Source organism: uncultured Proteiniphilum sp. (assembly GCF_937873925.1).
Classification (GTDB): domain Bacteria; phylum Bacteroidota; class Bacteroidia; order Bacteroidales; family Dysgonomonadaceae; genus Proteiniphilum.
This window is the reverse complement of sequence record NZ_CALNAT010000038.1, coordinates 1-21,548: the sequence shown is the minus strand read 5'-3', so window position 1 is coordinate 21,548 and position 21,548 is coordinate 1. Positions and strand designations below refer to the sequence as shown.

Sequence of the window (21,548 nt, the reverse complement as noted above, 5' to 3'; positions counted from 1 at the left end):
GATTTTTTGTCATGGAACACTCCAAAAATCACCACTTCTCACATCTCCCGAATTTTAAAGAAGAACGCAAGTACGGGAACGTACATTTCTCCTTTTTTGCATTTTAACCACTCATACCGCCATTTAATAAGTTTTATTTCCCGATCCGCAGTATAAACTCAACGCAACCGGTATACCATTTTCATCAATCTGCAAGAATATACTTGCAAAAATTAATTGATATATTTTGTAAATTGGAAAACATTTAATATATTTGTAACTGAAATCAGTTACACTGAAATAATATGAGTCGTAAGGAGAAACTGATACGGCGATTTGTGAAGCAGCCGAAAGACTTTACCTATCAAGAAATGATTTCATTACTTGTTTCGCTCGGATATGTAGAAAGTCAAAAAGGACGTACTTCCGGGTCGCGTGTCAGATTTCAAAATAAAGAAAAACAAAGTATCATCGATTTACACCGGCCACATCCGTCAAATGTAATAAAATCCGGTGTCATGAAAGATGTATTGGAAAAACTTATCAATGCTCGGATAATTTCATTATAATAAGAATTACAATTATGGATAATTTGGAATATAAAGGTTATACCGGTACAGTTGAATATAATAAAGAAGATAATTGTCTGATTGGAAAAGTCCTCGGAATGAATGTCGACAGTATTACATATGAAGGGGAAACACTTTCAGAGTTACAAACCGATTTCAGTGCTGGGATTGACAGTTATCTGGAAGGATGCAGGGAGATGGGAAAGAAACCTCAAAAGCCTTATAGTGGTACATTCAACGTACGTATTTCATCCGATGTGCATGCCCGCATTGCTACATTGGCACAACAGGAAGGGATTTCGATAAACGCTTTCGTGAAAGAAATATTGACAAGGGCTGTGATGTAACAATATTAAAGTCCGGTGACTAAATATGAGTGCGGGACAAAGGTCTGTAAATGATAAATTCATACCTTTGCACCGCATTCTTACAAAACCAAATAAAATATGCGCAAAAAACAATTAAACACGATGAAGGTATTTCGTTTCAAACGATTCGCCCGGAAGTCGTACAGTGCTTTCAACAGCCTCCATAAGGCAGTTACGATCGGCGTACTGTCCGGTTGTACGTTGTTAAGCGCCCATGCGGCATCGGTTGAACCGACGGAACGGACATATACCGAAACATCCACAGACTCCATTCCTCTGACAGAGCTGGATGAAGTGGTGGTTACCGCTTCCAGGGTCGAACTGCCGTTGAATCTGGCAGCCAGGCAGGTAACCGTTATCTCGAGACGGGAAATTGAGCGGGCGCCCGTTCGCAGTATTGAAGATCTTTTGAACTATGTGGCAGGTGTAGATATCCTGCAACGCGGGCCGCACGGCGTACAGGCGGACATCTCACTTCGCGGCGGATCATTCGATCAGACAGCCATCCTCCTCAACGGTGTAAACCTCACCAATCCCCACACAGGACATTACAGTTTTAACATTCCCATCAACCTTTCCGATATCGAACGCATCGAGATCGTACAGGGGCCATCTTCACTGGTCTACGGAGCAAGTGCTTTTTCCGGCGGTGTGAATATCATCACCCGGAAGGATACCGAATCGAACGGTTTCGCAAAATTAGAGGGTGGTATGTACGGGCTCTTCGGTGCTGAAGCAAGAAGCGCCTACAAAGCAGACAACTCCCTGCATACACTATCGGCAGGATACAAACATTCGGACGGATATATCCGGAACAGTGACTATAACATCTGGAATCTGCTCTGGCAAAGCCGATTCAATATCAATGGATCTAATCTCGATCTTCAGGCAGGATTGAACGATAAAAAACAGGGCGCCAACACCTTCTATACAGCCGCCTATCCCAACCAGTTCGACGATACACGGGGCGTTTTTGCTTCCATCCGTGGTGAGACCAACGGACGGCTCAAATTCATACCACATATCTATTGGAGCCGCCACTATGACGAATTTCAACTTATCAGGGAAGGTACTCCCGACGTACCCGACTGGTACAAGAACCACAATTATCACCGGAGCGATGTCTTCGGTATGAACCTTAATATGCAGTACGCCTCGCGGTGGGGGATCACCGGTTTTGGAGGCGAGTTCCGCAATGAAGGCATTCTGAGTAATGTACTGGGTAAACCAATGGAGGATACTATCGGGAAGTACACCCATTCGGATAACCGCACCAACATCAGCTATTTCCTGGAGCACAATTTTATCTTCGACAAATTCACCCTTTCCGTCGGTGGCCTGCTGAACCATAATACGGCAGTAGTAAATAAATTCGACCTATACCCTGCACTGAACGCATCATACAGGCCTTTAGAGCCGCTCAGGATTTATGCCTCGTGGAACAAAGCCACCCGTATGCCCACCTTCACCGACCTCTACTATACGACTGCCACCCATACCGGTAACAGCAACCTTGAGGCCGAATTGTCCGAAGCATTCGAGGCCGGGGCAAAATACATCCATCGTATCGTAAGAGGCAGTATTGCCGCTTTTTATGTGAAAGGAAGGAATATGATCGACTGGGTAAAACCGTCTCCCGAGGCACTATGGCAGTCGATGAACCATACAAAGATCAATACAAAGGGATTGGAAGCTACCGTGGGTCTGGATCTGAAAGAGTGGTTTGGAAGCGGTCAGCCCTTCCGTTCCTTCAATATGGGATATATGCATCTTCACCAAAATATGGTAGAAGATGAATTGATCTCCAATTATACATTGAACCATCTCCGGCATAAATTCACCGCCGCACTGCATCACGATGTAGTGAGAAACCTCACCCTTTCATGGAATTTCCGCTGGCAGGAAAGGGCCGGTTCCTATGTGCAGTATATCGATCTGCAACCCGGCGAACAGGTGGATTTTGCCCCCTTCTCCCTTGTGGATATAAAAGCCAACTACAAGTTCCCCCGCGTCGACCTGTTTGTCAACGCAAACAACATTTTCAACGCCACGCATGTCGATTTCGGCAATATCCCCCAGCCGGGGTTTTGGTTATCGGGCGGAGCAAGTATACAATTTTAAAATTAATTCCCTAAGAATGCAGCGCTGCTACAGGTAAACGGATAGTTTTGCCGTGCTATGGCATACTATCCAGCCTGTAGCAGCGTTTTATATATAATACATTTTTCGTTCCAATTAATGCAAAACCATTATCTTTACCATATCGAAAAAAGTAAAGTCATCCGTACGTCCGTGTCCGATTATCGTGAAGATAACGGATTTTTCAACATTCGCTTTACGGAATAGGTTTGCTTCCGAAGATTATGAAGTAAATGTGCCTTGACGGGATTTTAGAGAAAAGATAATATTTTTTATTCCGATATTTTTCGCTTATTTTGCAATTCAATCATATGAGGGATCCTGTAGAATCAGTGAAAAAAGAGAAAGATATTGCTTCCATTTATACCCTGTATGTGGACGACCTGTTCACATACGGCTGCTATCTCGGTTTTGAAAGTGAGATCGTAAAAGATGCAATTCACGATGTTTTTATAAAGGTCACGACCGGCAGCGACAAGTTGGACAACATCTCCAACATTAAATTCTATCTTTTCAAATCATTAAAAAACAGGCTTCTGGATATTCACAAAAATCTAAAGGAACATATCGGACTGGAAGATATAGATCCTACCCTGCAAATACCTTTCAATATACCAGTGAATGTGGAAGAACTGATGATCGAAAAAGAAGAACAGGTACAGATAAAAACAGGGATCGAACAGATGCTCAGTTCTCTCACCGACCGGCAACGCGAAATTATCTACCTCCGCTATGTACAGGAATATGATTACGATCAAATAGCCGAATTACTTCACATCTCTGTCCACGGCTGCCGTAAACTGGTATCTAAAGCCATCCTCAGCCTCCGGGAGAAGTACGGTATCTTTTTTCTTCTGGGCTACCATTCCTATTTTCTTCTTACCCTTAGATAGTATGCTTACAATCAGTCGGGCGGGTTGTCATCCGCATCACCGACCAGTACACCGGAAATACACCAGTAACTGGAGCCGGTACCGGCAGGATCACCCACGGGAATGGCAATCTTAAGCTGATGTTCCCCTGCCTTCAGGTTCCCTACCTGGATATAGACCGGATAACTTACGGTTCCGGGACACCAACCCGATCTGCTTAAGTCGGATGAAGAGAGTCCGTTCGCGAAGTTACCTGAGGCGGGATTGAGTTCCCGATAGCTGCCACAATCCTCCCTCCAGGGGGTATAGGCAATAATTCGCTCTCCGTTCAGGAAGATCTCGTTCAGTTTGGGGTTGAACTCGTCTCCACCGCCCCAACCCCCATGTCCCGTGGATATGTAGCGGATATATCCATCTTTCAGATCCTTGTCGATCGTAAAATTAACGGTAAGCGAGTCGTTCCGGAACATATTTTCGGGATAGGCCTGACCGGCCATCTCCATAATGTTGACCGTGGCAAAGAGCGGATAAACCTCTTTGGCTTTATTCACCGATTGCGGGTAATATTTGATGTCGAGCGTGACATTGTGCCCGTCGTGCACGTAGTTTCCGATCCACGCTCCTACCCACACTTCACCCTTAAGAATGGGGGCATAATCGGTAACCTCCTGCCTGAAAACCACAGAATCGGGCCAATTGTAATCCGCCACTTCAATATGGTTGTACCCGCGTACCCCAAATGAAGTGTAGAAGCGCATCAACTCAAGCGGGGGAAGATAGTCACCGGTAACGACCATTCCCTCGTACGGTTTCCCATCCTTGTCATGATATACGGGGAGGCTCTCCTTGCCATGGAGAAGGCCATCGAAGAAGGAGCGTTCCCTTTCGGTGGGGATTACAAAGACAGATCCGGTACGGTCGTAAGCATCTCCCTCCGAGTAATGGGATAATTCGGCAAAGATGGAGTAACCCGTATTCTCTTCGGGAAGTTTCACCTTTCTCATCAGGATTGATCCGTTGGCAAACCGGAGTATTTTTTCATCATCCAGCCGGGTCACTTTGGGAATATCCCTGAAGTAGATGCTTTCATGATCAAATACGCTGACCGCGATCACCCGGCTCTGTTGGATTCTGAAGTTGAAAGCCGATGCTTTCAGTTCAACTCCTTCCAGCACTGGTTCCAGCGCTGTCTTTTGGTTGAGTAGCTCAACCTCACTTGCCACCGCTGCAGGATTACCGTTTCTTACCACTTTCAGGACAACTCCGTCGGGGATCGCAACTCCCGGTTGCACGGAACCATACATACCCAATTCGGTAGTGTACCACACCTCCAGGGTGTTGGAGTTTATCACGGTTTTTGCTTTCTTACATTTGTAACCGGCAATCATCTCCGTCTCATCCAGAAATTCAAGACCCTCGTTGAGCGTAAACGAACGGACGGTATAGATCGATTCATCTCCTTTCAGGAGGGCTGTTTTAATCTCTCTTCCCGTATTGTAATCGAGATAGGTCGCCTGTACCGGTGCATCGGGATCTATCCTGTTGGAGACGGTGGTAATGCGTGCCCAATGATCCGATATCTCCATGACGATCTTGGGAGCAGAAGCACCCTCTCTTGAACCCATCGGATAGGTAATCCGGATCGTTTTATAATCTCTTTTGGTCTTCTTTATTTGTGATTGTTGCTCTCCATCAAAAGCATCTCTCCCGCTAGCTGTCGCCGTTTCTGAAGCAATTACCGCGGCAACAGCCAGCAATCCCGTCACAAATATGAATATCGCTCCTTTCATACAAATATTTTATTGTTATATTTCGGTGTACGGAACCGGGCCAATCCGTTAATTTAACGATTCATCGATTTGTTGATCGATAATTATCAAATCGTTACATCATCACATCACTAAATCGACTTATATGCCCGTTTCATGGTGCAAATTTAGGGAAAAGTTTCACGTCGCTCTATCAATCTCCCTGTTTTTACCCCACTTTTATTCCTCGAAATGTTAAAATAACAAGATTTTTTTAAATAAAGGGTATATCCAAAATCCGGGATCGTCTTTTTATATAGATAAGGGTGCTTTTCAATCTATCTTTTTTAGCATACGATAATAAATACCCGAATGAAAACGGACAATATTTATACCGGTTATACGGATCTTTTAAAAAACAGACAATTTCTCCAATGGCAATTGATGCCGGATGAAACACTGAACAGCTATTGGGAGGAGTTTTTCAGGCAGCATCCGGAGTTAGAGAAAGAGTTGCAACAAGCAATCATCTATCTGAGAAAAGAGGGATTGAATAAAAACACTTTGAATGAAAATGAACGTATAGAACTACTTGAGAGAATTCAAAAGACCATCCGGCAAGAGAATAAGATAAAGCAGCGCAGGTTTTTTTGGTTTGCATCGGCTTCCGCTGCTGCCATTGTATTGATTGTAATTGGAATCAAATTGTTTTCTCCTTCACCGGCGCACATTCTTTCCCCCGATAAAGAACTTATTGTAGGAGAATTGTTGAATAATGAGGATATCCAACTTATTACAAGCGGGGAAGCCATTTTATTCCAGGATGATGTAGAGGTCACACTCACTGGAGAAGGGACTGCCGAAATTGTACAAGGCAATAAGGAGACCAGTAAAATCCAAATCGCCCGGGATAAGCTTAATTCACTGGTTGTTCCTTACGGTAAACGCTCCACCCTTACCCTCGCCGATGGCACTAGGATTTGGCTCAATTCCGGATCTGTACTCGAATTTCCGGCGCAATTCAGCGGTAAGAAACGGGAAATACGCCTGACATCAGGAGAGATGTATATAGAAGCGGTTCATGATAAAGAAAAACCGTTCTATATACAGACCGCCGATTTCAATGTAAAGGTTTATGGAACAAAATTCAATATTTCAAACTATTCCGGTTCACCGCACTCCGTAGTGTTAGTGGAAGGGAGTGTCAGTCTGCAATCGAAAAGCCAGAAGGAGTTCTTTATAACACCCAGTGAAAAAGCCGTTTATTCCGCGAGCGGCACATTCGACACACAAAAAGTCGAGGTAAATCAATTTATCAGTTGGAAGGATGGCTATCTTTCTTTCGACAAGACACCGATGACCGAAGTATTGCAGCAGATCGGCAGATATTATAACCTTTCGTTCGATTTTGAAAAAGATGTAAACCTGCAGAAGCGAACCTGTACAGGAAAAATATATTTATCCGACAATCTGGATAACGTGATGACAACTATAGGTTTATTATCTTCCACAGCCTATACGAGAACAGCAAATCAGATATTTATTACCAATGAATCCTTTTAAACTCATATTGCCTATGGATAAATAAAGTGGAAAACAAAAAAAGGTCGAACGATACCGCGAATATCGTCCGACCGGTGATAATTTAATTTTCTTAGTTCAATAATAATTAAATCATACAAAAATATGAATAAACATTCTATTGAGGAAAAAGAACTTCTCAATAATTTACAACATTTCCTAAAAATCATGAGAATAACCTTATTCTTTTTGTTGTTCGGCATTTTCTTTTCGCAGGCTGCCACTGGTTATTCACAGGGAGCTGAATTTACTCTCAATCTAAAATCAGCCTCAATAAAAGAAGTGTGTAAGGAAATTGAAAAAAATAGTGACTTTATTTTCGTTTTTTCGGATGACAGCGAAAAAATGATCAACAAGAAAGTGGATGTTGACGCCAATTCAAAAAATGTCACAGAAATTTTGGATATTATTTTTTTCAATACCGGACTTACATATAAAATATTGGATAAACAGATCGTGGTTTACCATGAAAAGAAAGCGGATTCCAAAGTCATTGAAGAACCGACCCAACAAAAAACAATCATAGTAACGGGGGTTGTATTGGATGAAAGGGGAAATCCTTTACCTGGCGTAACAATAATCATCGCAGGTTCAACAAAAGGTGTGATTACGGATACCGACGGAAACTATTCAATTGAGGCCAAACCTACCGATAAGCTTACCTTTTCTTTTATCGGATTGGAACCGCAAACGATTGATGTAAATAATCAAACAAAAATAAATGTTATACTGAAGGAAAAAGTAAGTGAATTGGAAGAGGTAACGGTGGTGGCATTCGGAAAACAAAAGAAAGAAAGTGTTGTGGCTTCAATTACAACAATTAATCCCGGCGAATTGAAAATTCCTTCCAGCAACCTGACAACCGCTTTAGCAGGTCGTATGGCCGGCATAATAGCCTACCAAAGGAGTGGAGAACCCGGGCAGGATAATGCCGAATTTTTTATACGTGGGGTAACTACTTTCGGATATAAGAAAGATCCTCTGATTTTAATTGATAATAATGAATCCAGCACTGAAGATTTGGCTCGTATGCAGCCTGATGATATTGCCAGTTTTTCCATTCTAAAAGATGCTACCGCCAGTGCGCTTTATGGCTCCAGGGGAGCAAATGGTGTTATTTTGATTACAACGAAGGGGGGGCATGAAGGTAAAGCACAAATCAACGTAAGGTATGAAGAGGCCGTATCCATGCCGACGAGAATGGTTGAGTTGGCTGACCCCATTACATACATGCGTTTACATAACGAAGCCATTAAAACGCGAAATCCGTTGGGTTCCAGCATGTACTCCGAACATAAAATAGCGAATACGATAGCGGGAACCAATCCGTATGTATATCCTACAACGGATTGGTATGACATTCTGTTTAAAGATTACACCAATAATCACCGTCTGAATTTCAGTGTGGGCGGCGGCGGAAATATTGCGCGTTATTATATGGCAGGAAGTGTTATTAATGATAACGGAGTTTTGAATGTTGACAAACGAAATAATTTCAACAGTAATGTCAATTTAAACAGATATACACTTCGAACCAATATTATAGTCAACGTTTCAAAAACAACCGAAGTTATTGCCCGTATGTCCGGTTCATTTGATGATTACTCGGGGCCTATGGATGGAGGAGCGGCAGTGTTCAAAGAAGTGATGGCTACGAATCCCGTTCTTTTCCCTCCGTATTACGAACCGGACGAAGCCAACCAAAATACCCAACACATTTTATTCGGTAATTATGATCAGGGACAATACCATAATCCCTATGCAGGAATGGTCAGGGGCTATAAGCATTACACCACTGCACAAATGTTGGCGCAGTTCGAGTTGGATCAGAAACTGGATTTTATCACCCAGGGACTTGCATTCAATGCGTTATTCAACACAAGCCGATATTCTCATTTTAGTGTTGGAAGAAATTACAAACCGTTTTTTTACGAAGTAGCAAAATATGAGAAAAAGACAGATACATATACGTTAAGTAAACCGATCAATGAAACCGACGGAACGGAATATCTCGGTTATCATGAAGGTGGAAAGGACATAACTTCTACAACTTATTTTGAAAGTAGATTGAATTGGTATCGCAACTTTAATGAAAAACACGAATTAGGCGCCCTGCTGGTTTTCACGTTGAGAAATCAATTGGCAGCAAATGCCGGAGATCTTCAAAAATCTCTTCCATACCGGAATTTAAACTGGGCAGGACGTGCCACGTATGCCTACGATTCGAAATATTTATTCGAATTTAATTTCGGATACAACGGATCCGAGCGTTTCTCCCAAAAAGAACGTTTTGGCTTTTTCCCCTCGATAGGTACGGGATGGATTATATCTAATGAAAATTTTTATACGGAACCATTAAAAAAAACGATCAATCATCTGAAGTTGAGAGCAACATATGGCTTGTCGGGAAATGACGCTATCGGCGACGCCAACGACCGGTTCTTTTATCTTTCCAATGTGAATATGGATAACGGCGATCTGGGTTCATCTTTTGGTACTTATGGAAATGCCGGCGGAAGAAAATTATCGGGGATATCGGTTTCAAGGTATGCCAATGAAGATATTACGTGGGAAACTGCAAGAAAAACAAATCTGGCTTTAGAAGCCGGATTTTGGGGAAAAGTGGACTTACAAGTTGAGTTTTTTAAAGAAAAACGAACCAATATTTTGATGGAGAGGGCGCATATTCCCGCAACCATGGGACTTGAAGCTAAACTTCGTGCAAATGTAGGTGAAGCTGAAAGTCAGGGATGCGATCTATCGCTGAATTTGAATCATTCGTTCAATAAGGATTTTTGGATTACCGGAATGGGAAATTTCACCTACGCTACCAGCAAATATTTGGTATATGAAGAACCGTCTTATCCAACGGCTCCATGGAAATCACGTGAGGGATATTCCCTGAATTTAATCCAGGGGTATATAGCGGAACGTCTTTTTGTAGATGAAGAAGAAGTTCGAAATTCGCCCACACAATTTGGAGATTACATGGCAGGAGATATAAAATACAAAGATCTGAACGGAGACGGTAAAATCAATGAATTGGATATTGCACCTATCGGATATCCCTCAAGCCCTGAAATCGTATATGGTTTCGGATTGTCAACCGGATGGAAACAATGGGATCTTTCCTTCTTTTTCCAAGGGCTGGCGCGCGAATCTTTTTATATAAATTCAGAGAGTACCGCACCATTTATTGATGGGCAAAATGCTTTGATAAAAGCCTACGCAGATGATCATTGGTCGGAAGATAACAGAAATATCTACGCATTATGGCCACGACTTTCACCGGTACATGTAGAGAATAATAATAGAGGTTCCACCTGGTTTTTACGTGACGGTACGTTCCTTCGCTTAAAATCTCTCGAATTCGGATACACATTATCTGAAAGATTAGCTTCCAGAATAAGGATGGATAATTTACGTATCTATTTTTCCGGGACTAATTTACTTACTCTTAGTAAATTTAAATTGTGGGATCCTGAAATGGCAGGTGAAGGATTAGGTTACCCCGTTCAAAAGGTGTTTAATATCGGCATGCAATTATCGTTTTAAACAATATAATCTTTTATAATATGAAGGCAACTAATAACAATAAATACATTCTAATCATCATAATTCTATTTTCAAATATAGTATCCTGTGATTTTTTAGATATCGTTCCCGATAATATAGCTACTATCGATTATGCCTTCCGCAATAGAACGGAAGCAGAAAAGTATCTGTATACCTGCTATTCGGGAAGGCCAAACATCGGATCGATAGATGGCGATCCTGCCATGAACGGCTGTGACGAAAGCTGGCAACGATATATCATAGCGGAAGGCGGATGGCCTACTTTTTTAAACTCCAGAATTGCCAGGGGAGAACAAAATGCCGATAACCCGCTTTATGAGTGGTTCGGGATCCGGTGGAAAGATATCCGGAGATGTAATATTTTTCTTGAGAATATCGACAAGGTACACGATATGACAGAATATGAAAAGGCGAGATGGATTGGCGAAGTGAAATTCCTGAAAGCATATTACCACTATGTTCTTTTTAAGCTTTACGGCCCTATTCCGATTATGGATGTCAACATCCCTGTATCCGCCAGTGTAGAAAAAGTACAGGTATATAGAGAACCTGTGGACAAGGTGGTTCAATACATTGCCGATCTAATGCTGGAAGCATCTGAAGATCTTCCCGATGCCAGTGAGATTATTGAAGGAACGGAGGCAGGACGTGTGGATAAACTGGTAGCTTTGACCATGAGAGCGGAAGTATTGCTTTTTGCGGCAAGCCCTTTATTCAACGGGAATACCGATTATGCCAGTCTGATAGATAACAGGGGTGTCCAACTGTTTCCGCAGGAATATGATGAAAATAAATGGAAAGTGGCTGCCGATGCCTGTAAAGAAGCGATTGATGCCTGCCATGAACAAGGGAAAGCCTTATATGATGAGGTAGCCTCAGAAACAATGAACCAGCACGAAATATTCCAATTACAAACAACATATCGTCAGGCAATCTGTGACCGATGGAACAAAGAACTGATATGGGGCAATACCAAGAATGATCACAGATACCTGGCACAATATACCACACCAAGAATAGTACGATTAAATGCGGACATGCTGAATCATTGTATGAGCGAAATAGCTCCTACTTTAAAAATAGTAGATCGTTACTACTCATCGAACGGAGTCCCCATTGAGGAAGATAAAGACTGGCAAAACAGCGGATGGTATCAAGATCGCTATAAAATTAGAGAACAGGCATCGACAGGCGATGAAAAATACTATGTAAAAGAAGGTGAAAAAACCGTTTACCTGCATTACAACAGGGAACCCCGCTTTTATGCCAGTGTGGGCTTTGATAAAGGGATCTACTTTGGAAGCGGGTATTACAACTTTCCGTCGAATGTGAAGTATTGCGATTTTTTGAATAAAGGTCATTCCGGTTATCAGGGGGGTAGCGGTTATTCCATCTCCGGTTACGCTATAAAGAAATTACACCATTTTAAAAATGTACAACAATACAGTCTGACCTCCGACCCTGAATATTTTCCTTTTCCGATCCTACGTTTGGCCGACTTATATTTAATGTATGCAGAAGCGCTTAATGAAGTTGAAGGACCGAATGAAGAAGTTTTCTCCTATTTGGATCAGGTCAGAGCCCGGGCTGGTTTGGAAGGGGTAAAACAATCATGGCAAAAATATTCTTCCAATCCCGGTAAACCTGATACAAAAGATGGGTTAAGAAAGATCATCCAACAGGAACGTACCATTGAACTGGCTTTTGAAGGAAAAAGATTTTGGGATATCCGGCGTTGGAAACAAATATCTGTTTTGAATGAACCTGTCCAGGGATGGAATATAATGGGTGAAACCACCGAAGACTTTTATAATATCACTACCTTATCGAAGGATAAACCGGATTTTACGGTAAAGGACTATTTGTGGCCTATTAAGGAATCTGACCTGTTGGTTAATAAGAATCTGGTGCAAAATTACGGCTGGTGATTTTTGATTTTAATATGAATTAAGTTGATTACAAAATATTGTGTATGAAAAGTAAATATTTTAATATTTTAATAATTTACGTCATCGGATTATTATACGCCTGTCAGGAGGAATCCATAGGACAGCAACCGGTAGACAGTAATCCACCCAATCCTGTAACAAATGTAACTGTGCGGAATATATCCGGAGGCGCCATTATTCACTATACCTTGCCTGATGACGAAGATTTGCTCTATGTGAAAGCCCTTTATTACCTGAAAGATAGCATTGAAATAGACACCAGGGCTTCGGTGTATGTCGACTCATTAGTTGTTGTAGGTTTTGGCGATATGAAGGAAAGACAGGTAAGGCTGATGGCTGTGGACCGTAGTCAGAATGAGTCGTCGGCAGTGACTGTAAGTATATCACCGCTTAGTCCCGATGTATTGAACATCGGAGAGTCTTTAAATTTAATCCAGGATTTTGGTGGAGTGCACGCCTATTGGGACAATCCCAACAAGGTGGATATTGCGATTGCAGTTTTAACAAAAGACCATAATGAAGAATATGTTCCTTTGGAAACATTCTATAGTTCAAGGAGCGCCGGTGAAGGTACAATCAGAGGAATGGATACCATACCTTACGACTTTGCTATGTATGCGGAAGATCGATGGGGAAATACAAGCGAACAAAAATATTATACCCTGACCCCGATTTACGAAACCAAATTCGACAGGCTTAAGTTTGCCAAAGTAGATTTGGCGGGAGATGCTTCTCAAGTTTCCGGTTTTGAGATGCATAGAATGTGGGATGGTAATAATAACGGAGATCCATGTTTCAGTACAACAGGCGGCACTGGAATTTGGCCGCATAGTGCCACGATGGATATAGGGATAACCGGTAAAATCAGTCGAATCAGGATATTTCAGCGTACGTCCCTTAAACCGTATATCTGGGGAGAAGGAAATCTACGGAAGTTTCAGGTTTATGGTTGCGAGACACTCGATTATTCCGGAGGCTGGGATAGCTGGACGCTATTGATGGACTGCGTTTCCGTAAAACCCTCAGGATTACCTTTAGGACAGAACACCGATGAAGATATATATGTAGCGACTAACGGTGAGGATTTTACCAATTCGCCCACAAATCCGCCGGTTCGTTATTTACGTTTTTTAGTTACACAAACATGGGCAGGAGGAGATAATTTTCAAATCGGAGAAATAGAAATCTATGGAGATGACAGGTAAAAGATTTTTGATTTGTAATTAACGTAAAAAATATAACCACATGAAATTAAAATATTTAATTAGCTGTATCCATATTATTGGTATCGTTATACTTATCCTTTGGGGATACTCTTGTTCGGATATGAATGAGTTGGCGGACAGATTTCTGGATAAAGGTGAAACTATTTACGCTGCAAAGGTAGACAGCGCTTCTGCCGGAACAGGTAATAATCGGATTTTGATCGAGTTATATATCAAAACTCCCAGAATAGAAACCGTCAGAATTTATTGGAATGACAATAAAGACTCAATGGATATCCGTATCAATGGTCAAACAGATATTTTTAAAACAACGATTGAAGGATTGACTGAAAAGAGTTACATTTTCAATCTGGTAAGTTTTGATAAACATGGAAATAGATCCCTGCCCTACGAAGTTACGGGTACTGTTTACGGGGAGAATTATCAAAGTACTTTATTGAACAGAGGCGTTTATTCGATGCAGTCTGATATCTATAGAAACAAAATTATAACTTGGGGTAATGTAGATGTAACTCTTGGAGCCAAATATACAGAAATACAATACACTAATCAAACAGGAAAAAACGTAACATTGGAAGTTCCGGTTGAAGATTCCAAGACTGTTATTCCGGATTATAAAGGTGGAACAAAATTTAAATATCGAACAGTATATGTACCCGATCAAATGGGGGTTGATACTTTTTATACGGATTATAAGGAGAGTGTAAGCAGTCATTTTTCCCTTCTAAAAGAAGGATGGAAAATAGTTAATTTTTCGTCACAGCATGCCGGAAGTGATAACGTCGTAACAAATATAATTGACGGGACAGATGCAACCCGATGGCATTGTAATGCCACTCCTGAGGGGCCTAATTATCCCCATCACGTTACTTTTGATTTAAACGGTGAAGTAACGGTTTCTCAATTTGGAGTATGGGCTACTACGTTTGAACAAGCAACAGGGAGTGTAGACCTCAGGGGACCGGATAAAATTCAGTTCCTGGTAAGTCTTGATGGAAATGAATGGACCGATTTGGGATCGTTTGACTTTGACCGATTCAGGTTAGGCGAACAACTATATCCGGTAATACCCACACAAGCAAAATATTACAAATTCGTGGGAATAAGAGGACCTGAAAAATATATGGTTTTAGGGGAACTGGATGTGTATTGCCAATAACAATGCCATTGATTTGAGATGACTACTATCAGTACTGATTCAAGTTAAAACGCGAACGCGAATAAAAAGCCGAACGATACCGCGAATACCGTCCGGCTAAGGTAATAATTTAATTTTCTTAGTTCAATAATAATTAAATCATACAAAAAGATATGAATAAACATTCTATTGAGGAAAAAGAACTCCTCAATAATTCAAATCATTTTCTAAAAATCATAAGAATAACCTTATTTTTTTTGTTTTTCTACATATTCTTTTCCTCAGCATCAAACGGTTATTCACAGGTATTTACCTTTGAGTTTGAGTCAACTACTATTAAAAAGGTATGCAGAGAAATTGAAAAGAAAAGCGATTATATCTTTGTTTTTTCAGACAACGCCGAAGAAATAATTGATAAGAAAATAGATGTTAATGTTAACGTGGGAAAGGTAGAAGAGATCTTAACACAGATTCTATCAGGCACAGGATTAACATACAAAATATTGGATAAACAGATCGTGGTTTACCATGAAAAGAAAGTGGATTCCAAAGTCATTGAAGAACGGATCCAACCAAAAACAATTATAGTAACGGGACTTGTATTGGATGAAAAGGGAAATCCTCTACCTGGCGTAACAATAACCATTGCAGGTTCAACAAAAGGTGTGATCACGGATACCGACGGAAACTATTCAATTGAGGTCAAACCTACGGATAAGCTTACCTTTTCTTTTATCGGATTGGAACCGCAGACCATTGATGTAAATAATCAAACAAAAATAAATGTTATACTGAAGGAAAAAGTAAGTGAATTGGAAGAAGTAACGATCGTTGCCTTCGGAAAGCAAAAGAAAGAAAGTGTTGTGGCTTCAATTACAACAATCAATCCCGGCGAATTGAAAGTTCCTTCCAGCAACCTGACCACTGCTTTAGCCGGTCGTATGGCAGGTATTATTTCTTATCAACGTAGCGGAGAGCCGGGAATGGACAATGCTGAATTTTTTATTCGCGGGGTCACCACCTTTGGATACAAAAAAGATCCGTTAATTTTAATTGACAACAATGAAGTTACTGCTTTGGAATTGTCGCGTATGCAACCTGATGATATTGCCAGCTTTTCCATTATGAAAGATGCTACTGCTACGGCTCTTTATGGCTCCCGGGGAGCAAATGGTGTTATTTTAGTTACCACGAAAGAAGGAAAAGAAGGAAAAGCACAAATCAACGTAAGGTATGAAGAGGCCGTATCCATGCCGACAAAGATGGTTGACCTGGCTGATCCTATAACTTACATGCAATTGCATAATGAAGCAATAAGAACGCGTGATCCACAAGCGGTAACGCTTTATTCGCAAAATAAGATTCAGCATACAATAGCGGGGGATAACCCGTATGTATACCCGGCAAATGACTGGTATGATATCCTGTTTAAAAATTATGCCAATAATCATCGCCTGAATTTTAATGTGAGTGGCGGAGGAAATATTGCGCGTTATTATTTGGCAGGAAGCGTGACCAATGACGGGGGAGTGCTGAAAGTGGATCGCAAAAACAATTTTAATAATAATATCCAATTGAATCGTTATATGCTGCGTTCCAATGTAAATATTGATATCACCAAAACAACTGAGGCTGTCTTTCGTTTTCATGGAGCTTTTGATGATTATACCGGCCCCATTGATGGCGGTTCGGAACTATTTAAAAAAATCATGCGCACAAATCCCGTACTTTTTCCTCCGTATTATGAACCTGACGAAGCCAACGCAAATACCCAGCACATTTTATTCGGCAATTATGATCAGGGACAGTATAATAATCCCTATGCAGATATGACCAGAGGATACAAGGATTACACGATCTCGCAGATAGATGCCCAGTTTGAACTCAAACAAAAACTGGATTTTATCACCAAAGGTCTTTCCATACGGGCTTTATACCACATCAGTCGCTATTCTTACTTTGACGTAGCCCGGTTCTATAATCCTTTTTATTACAAGGTTGCTTCATACGATAAAGGGAATGATAAATACACATTAATGTTAATAAATGAAAAAACAGGAACGGAATACCTCAATTACGATGAGGGTACCAAGGATGTCATTTCTACTAATTATTTTGAATCGGCATTGAACTGGAACAGGATATTTGCCGAAAAACACGAATTGGGAACTTTAGTGGTATTTACCATGCGGGAACAATTATATGCCAATGCCGGTAATCTTCAGAAATCCCTCCCCTATCGGAATATCAGTCTTGCAGGTCGTACCACGTATGCCTACGATTCGAAATATTTATTCGAATTTAATTTCGGATATAACGGATCCGAACGTTTTTCCGAAAAAGAGCGTTTTGGTTTTTTCCCATCAATAGGTATGGGATGGATTGTATCTAATGAAAATTTTTACAGTGACCGGTTGAAGAAGGGGATAAACAACCTGAAGCTGAAAGCGACCTATGGTTTGTCGGGGAATGATGCTATCGGTGACGAAAAAGATCGTTTCTTTTATCTCTCGAATGTCAATATGAATGATGATTCGCGGCAATCTTCTTTCGGCACGTATGGAAACAGAGGCGGTTATACCTTGAACGGGATTTCCATTTCCCGTTACCCGAATGATCTTATTTCCTGGGAAACAGCTAAAAAAATAGACTTGGGTTTGGAAATAGGGCTTTGGGACGACCTGGATGTCCAGATGGACGTTTTTCATGAATATCGTTCCAATATTTTGATGGATCGTTCGGTTCCAACAACAATGGGACTCCAAACTATTATTCGGGCCAATGTAGGTGAAGCTTCCAGTAAAGGATTCGATGCATCGCTCAACTATAATCACTCATTCAATAAAGACCTGTGGTTATCAGGGTTGGCTAATTTTACCTATGCGACCAGTGAATTTAAAATCTATGAAGAGCCGGATTATTCCGGTACGCCGTGGAAATCCCATGTAGGTCATTCTTTAAAACAAGAATGGGGATATGTAGCTGAACGTCTTTTTGTGGATGAAAAAGAAATTCGTAATTCTCCGGTCCAATTTAGGGATTATATGGCCGGCGATATCAAATACAGGGATATAAACCGGGACGGCAAAATTACCGAACTGGATATGGTGCCTATCGGGTACCCCACCGTCCCTGAAATTGTATATGGATTCGGTTTATCCGGCGGGTGGAAAGATTTCGATCTCTCTTGTTTCTTTCAAGGGTTGGCGCGTGAGTCTTTCTGGATTGATGCCGAAGCAACGTCCCCTTTTATAAGCGGGCAAAATGCTTTGATAAAAGCCTACGCAGACGATCACTGGTCGGAAGACAATCGTAATTTATATGCTTTATGGCCCCGCCTCTCTTCGACGCTCATTTCGAACAATTTACAAAGATCGACCTGGTTTATGCGGAGCGGTGCATTTCTCCGCTTAAAGTCCCTAGAATTGGGATACTCTTTGCCGGCAAAGATCATTTCAAAAGCAAAAATAACCAGCTTGCGGTTCTATTTTAGCGGAACCAATCTTTTGACTTTTAGCAAGTTCAAATTATGGGATCCTGAAATGGGAGGTAACGGATTGGGATATCCTGTTCAGAAAGTATATAATTTGGGTGTACAATTTTCATTTTAAAAATCAGATTTTCATGAAACAGTTATATAAAATATTGTTAGTGTTCAGTATTATCGGATTTGTATTCAGGTCTTGTGATTATCTTGATATTGTTCCCGATAATGTGGCAACTATTGATTATGCATTCCGGAATAGAACGGAAGCCGAGAAATTTTTGTTCACCTGTTATAGTTATCGTCCGCCAATCGGATCTGTCAATACTGACCCGGCATTGAACGGTTGTGATGAAACGTGGCAACGTTACGAAAGCGGAGGATGGCCAAACTGGGATAATTCATTGATTGCAAGAGGATTCCAATCGTTAACCAATCCTATTCTCAATTTCTGGGATGGGGAAAACGCCGGAAAACCATTATGGACAGGTATCCGGGATTGCAATATTTTCCTTGAAAATATCGGTAAGGTACACGATATAACGGAATATGAAAGAACAAGATGGATCGCTGAAGTGAAATTCCTGAAAGCGTATTATCATTTTTATCTGTTTTTGTGCTATGGACCTATTCCCATTCTCGATGAGAATCTCCCTGTTTTCGCTGAAACAGACGAAACAAAAGTATACCGTGAACCTATTGACACTGTAGTACAGTATATTACAAATCTAATGGCGGAAGCTGCCGGGGACTTGCCTGATGTAGATGAAGTCATTGAAGGGACTGAAGCAGGCCGAATAGATAAATTGGGTGCATTGGGTATGCGGGCACGAGTCTTGTTATTTGCAGCAAGTCCCTTAATGAACGGAAACAAAGATTATGCAGGTTTAATCGATAATCGTGGCGTACAATTATTTCCCCAGGAATATGATGGAAATAAATGGAAATTGGCTGCCGATGCCTGCAAAGAAGTTATTGATGCTTGTCATTCACAACATAAAGAATTATATGACCTGATAGATCCTCAGGTCCTTTTGTCTCCGGAACCATTCAAGCTGCAAACAACTTACCGACAGGCGATCTGCGACCGTTGGAACAAAGAATTGATTTGGGGAAGTACCAATAATGATCAGGATTTCCTTGCAAGGCAAGCACACGCGAGGATCTTGCGCCTATCTTCAGAAACGATTGGTAACGTAACAAGCCAATGGGCTCCGACATTAAAAATGGTCGAAGCATATTATTCTTCAAACGGTGTCCCCATTGAAGAGGATACCCAATGGTTGAATAATGGATGGTATGAAAACCGGCATAAAATCAGGGAGGAAGCATCATCGGGCGATGAAAAATATTATGTAAAAGAGGGGGAAAGGACCGTGTATCTGCACTATAACCGGGAACCCCGTTTTTATGCAAGTGTGGGTTTCGATAAGGGAATTTACTTTGGCAGTGGGTATTATAGTTTTCCTTCCACCGTAAAATACTGTGACTTCTTAAACTTAGGTCATTCAGGATTTCAAGGGGGAAGTGGTTATTCAATTACCGGGTATTCTGTCAAAAAGATGCATAGTTTTAAAGATGCATTGACTGCAACTTCTTATAGTATTGAATATTATCCTTTTCCTATTCTTCGCCTTGCCGATCTTTATCTGATGTATGCAGAAACGCTTAATGAAGCAGAAGGGCCGAGTGAGGAAATCTATTATTATCTCGACCTGATCCGGGAACGAGTCGGTTTAGAAGGAGTAAAAGAATCATGGCAAAAATATTCCTCCATTCCGAATAAACCGGATACAAAAGATGGACTTCGTCAAATCATACACCAGGAACGGATGATAGAACTGGCATTCGAAGGCAAACGCTTTTGGGATCTCCGGCGGTGGAAAGAGATCAGTGAATTGAACAATCAACCGCGGGGATGGAATATCATGGGTGAAACTCCGGAAGATTTTTATCAAATTGTGACCGTAGCCAAAGTACCGGTAAAATTTACCATTAAAGATTATTTCTGGCCCATCAAAGAATTTAATCTATCAGTCAATAAGAATCTTATCCAAAATTATGGTTGGTGATTTTTTGATTTTAAAAAGAAAGAAAATAAAATAACCGTATGAAAAAATATCTCATTGTGTTAATGGTTTGCATCATCGGGTTACTATCTGCCTGTAAGGAAGAATCTATAGGGATGCAACCCCTTGATAGTATTCCCCCCGGAATAGTAACAGAGGTAAAAGTGGAAAATATACCGGGAGGAGCTCTCCTTACCTATAAACTCCCGGAAGACGAAGATTTGCTTTATGTAAAAGCCGTCTATTCCCGTAAGGATGACGGAGTAATGAGTGAATCGCGTGCTTCTCTTTACACAGATACCCTCAAGGTTGAAGGATTTGGCGATACAAAGGAAAGACAGGTAAAAATAATTGCAGTAGACCGAAGTAGAAATGAATCTGCCGGGGTAAATGTCTCGGTTACCCCACTTGAAGCGCCTGTCACCACTATCGGTAAAACAGTGGATTTATTGGCGGATTTTGGCGGAGTGCATGCTTATTGGGAAAATCCGACCCGTGCGGAGATTTCCGTGGTCATTCTGAGACAAGATGAAAACAATGAGTATATACCCATTGAAACGTTTTACAGTACAGTGGTCAATGGAGATGTGGCTTCCCGTGGTATGGATACAATTCCTTCCAATTTTGGAATCTATATTCAGGATCGTTGGGAAAACCAAAGTGAAATATTTTATTTCACTTTGACACCTATTTATGAAACGAAATTCGATCGTCTGAAATTCAAAGCAGTGCTACTGCCTGGTGATCAGCCAAGCACCTATGGCTGGATAATGGAACATATGTGGGACGGAGAAGTGGGTGATCAGGGTTTCAGTTCTCCCGGAGGAACAGGTGTTTGGCCGCATTCCAT

13 protein-coding genes are annotated in these 21,548 nt (G+C 41.2%); 12 read left to right on the top strand and 1 reads right to left on the bottom strand.

Annotated elements, in window-relative coordinates; genetic code table 11:
* The first annotated feature begins 284 nt into the window (after nucleotides 1-284).
* From Q0502_RS02585 to Q0502_RS02570, 4 genes are all read left to right on the top strand, one after another.
* Nucleotides 285-548, top strand: a complete 264-nt coding sequence (locus Q0502_RS02585; protein ID WP_366521737.1) for a type II toxin-antitoxin system HicA family toxin — start codon at nucleotides 285-287, stop codon at nucleotides 546-548.
* Nucleotides 549-562: 14 nt separating this feature from the next.
* Nucleotides 563-895, top strand: coding sequence for a type II toxin-antitoxin system HicB family antitoxin (locus Q0502_RS02580; protein WP_298646765.1), 333 nt, complete (start codon nucleotides 563-565; stop codon nucleotides 893-895).
* Nucleotides 896-1,018: 123 nt separating this feature from the next.
* Complete coding sequence (locus tag Q0502_RS02575; protein ID WP_298646763.1) at nucleotides 1,019-3,037, top strand: TonB-dependent receptor; 2,019 nt, start codon at nucleotides 1,019-1,021, stop codon at nucleotides 3,035-3,037.
* A gap of 329 nt (nucleotides 3,038-3,366) precedes the next feature.
* Nucleotides 3,367-3,948, top strand: a complete 582-nt coding sequence (locus Q0502_RS02570) for a sigma-70 family RNA polymerase sigma factor (RefSeq protein ID WP_298646761.1) — start codon at nucleotides 3,367-3,369, stop codon at nucleotides 3,946-3,948.
* Nucleotides 3,949-3,959: 11 nt separating this feature from the next.
* Here Q0502_RS02570 and Q0502_RS02565 read toward each other — a convergent pair whose 3' ends face one another.
* Complete coding sequence (locus Q0502_RS02565; RefSeq protein ID WP_298646759.1) at nucleotides 3,960-5,717, bottom strand: PNGase F N-terminal domain-containing protein; 1,758 nt, start codon at nucleotides 5,715-5,717, stop codon at nucleotides 3,960-3,962.
* Nucleotides 5,718-6,047: 330 nt separating this feature from the next.
* Between Q0502_RS02565 and Q0502_RS02560 the strand changes: the two genes are divergently transcribed.
* From Q0502_RS02560 to Q0502_RS02525, 8 genes are all read left to right on the top strand, one after another.
* A complete protein-coding gene (locus Q0502_RS02560) occupies nucleotides 6,048-7,238 on the top strand; it encodes a FecR domain-containing protein (RefSeq protein ID WP_298646757.1) in 1,191 nt (396 codons plus the stop codon).
* Nucleotides 7,239-7,424: 186 nt separating this feature from the next.
* The gene (locus Q0502_RS02555) at nucleotides 7,425-10,811 is read left to right on the top strand and encodes a TonB-dependent receptor (protein ID WP_298646755.1); all 3,387 of its coding nucleotides are present in this window, start codon (nucleotides 7,425-7,427) and stop codon (nucleotides 10,809-10,811) included.
* A 20-nt stretch (nucleotides 10,812-10,831) separates the two neighbouring features.
* Nucleotides 10,832-12,760 carry a RagB/SusD family nutrient uptake outer membrane protein gene (locus Q0502_RS02550; RefSeq protein WP_298646753.1) on the top strand — a complete coding sequence of 643 codons (1,929 nt, stop codon included), beginning with the start codon at nucleotides 10,832-10,834 and terminating at the stop codon, nucleotides 12,758-12,760.
* Between the two features lie 44 nt (nucleotides 12,761-12,804).
* Entirely contained in the window at nucleotides 12,805-13,986 is a 1,182-nt protein-coding gene (locus Q0502_RS02545; protein WP_298646751.1) for a DUF4959 domain-containing protein, read from the top strand.
* 40 nt (nucleotides 13,987-14,026) lie between these two features.
* Nucleotides 14,027-15,166, top strand: coding sequence for a DUF4998 domain-containing protein (locus tag Q0502_RS02540; RefSeq protein ID WP_298646749.1), 1,140 nt, complete (start codon nucleotides 14,027-14,029; stop codon nucleotides 15,164-15,166).
* Nucleotides 15,167-15,318: 152 nt separating this feature from the next.
* Nucleotides 15,319-18,756 carry a SusC/RagA family TonB-linked outer membrane protein gene (locus Q0502_RS02535; RefSeq protein ID WP_366521736.1) on the top strand — a complete coding sequence of 1,146 codons (3,438 nt, stop codon included), beginning with the start codon at nucleotides 15,319-15,321 and terminating at the stop codon, nucleotides 18,754-18,756.
* 13 nt (nucleotides 18,757-18,769) lie between these two features.
* A complete protein-coding gene (locus Q0502_RS02530; RefSeq protein WP_298646747.1) occupies nucleotides 18,770-20,701 on the top strand; it encodes a RagB/SusD family nutrient uptake outer membrane protein in 1,932 nt (643 codons plus the stop codon).
* Between the two features lie 38 nt (nucleotides 20,702-20,739).
* The coding region (locus Q0502_RS02525; RefSeq protein WP_298646745.1) for a DUF4959 domain-containing protein at nucleotides 20,740-21,548 on the top strand (809 nt) is incomplete at its 3' end.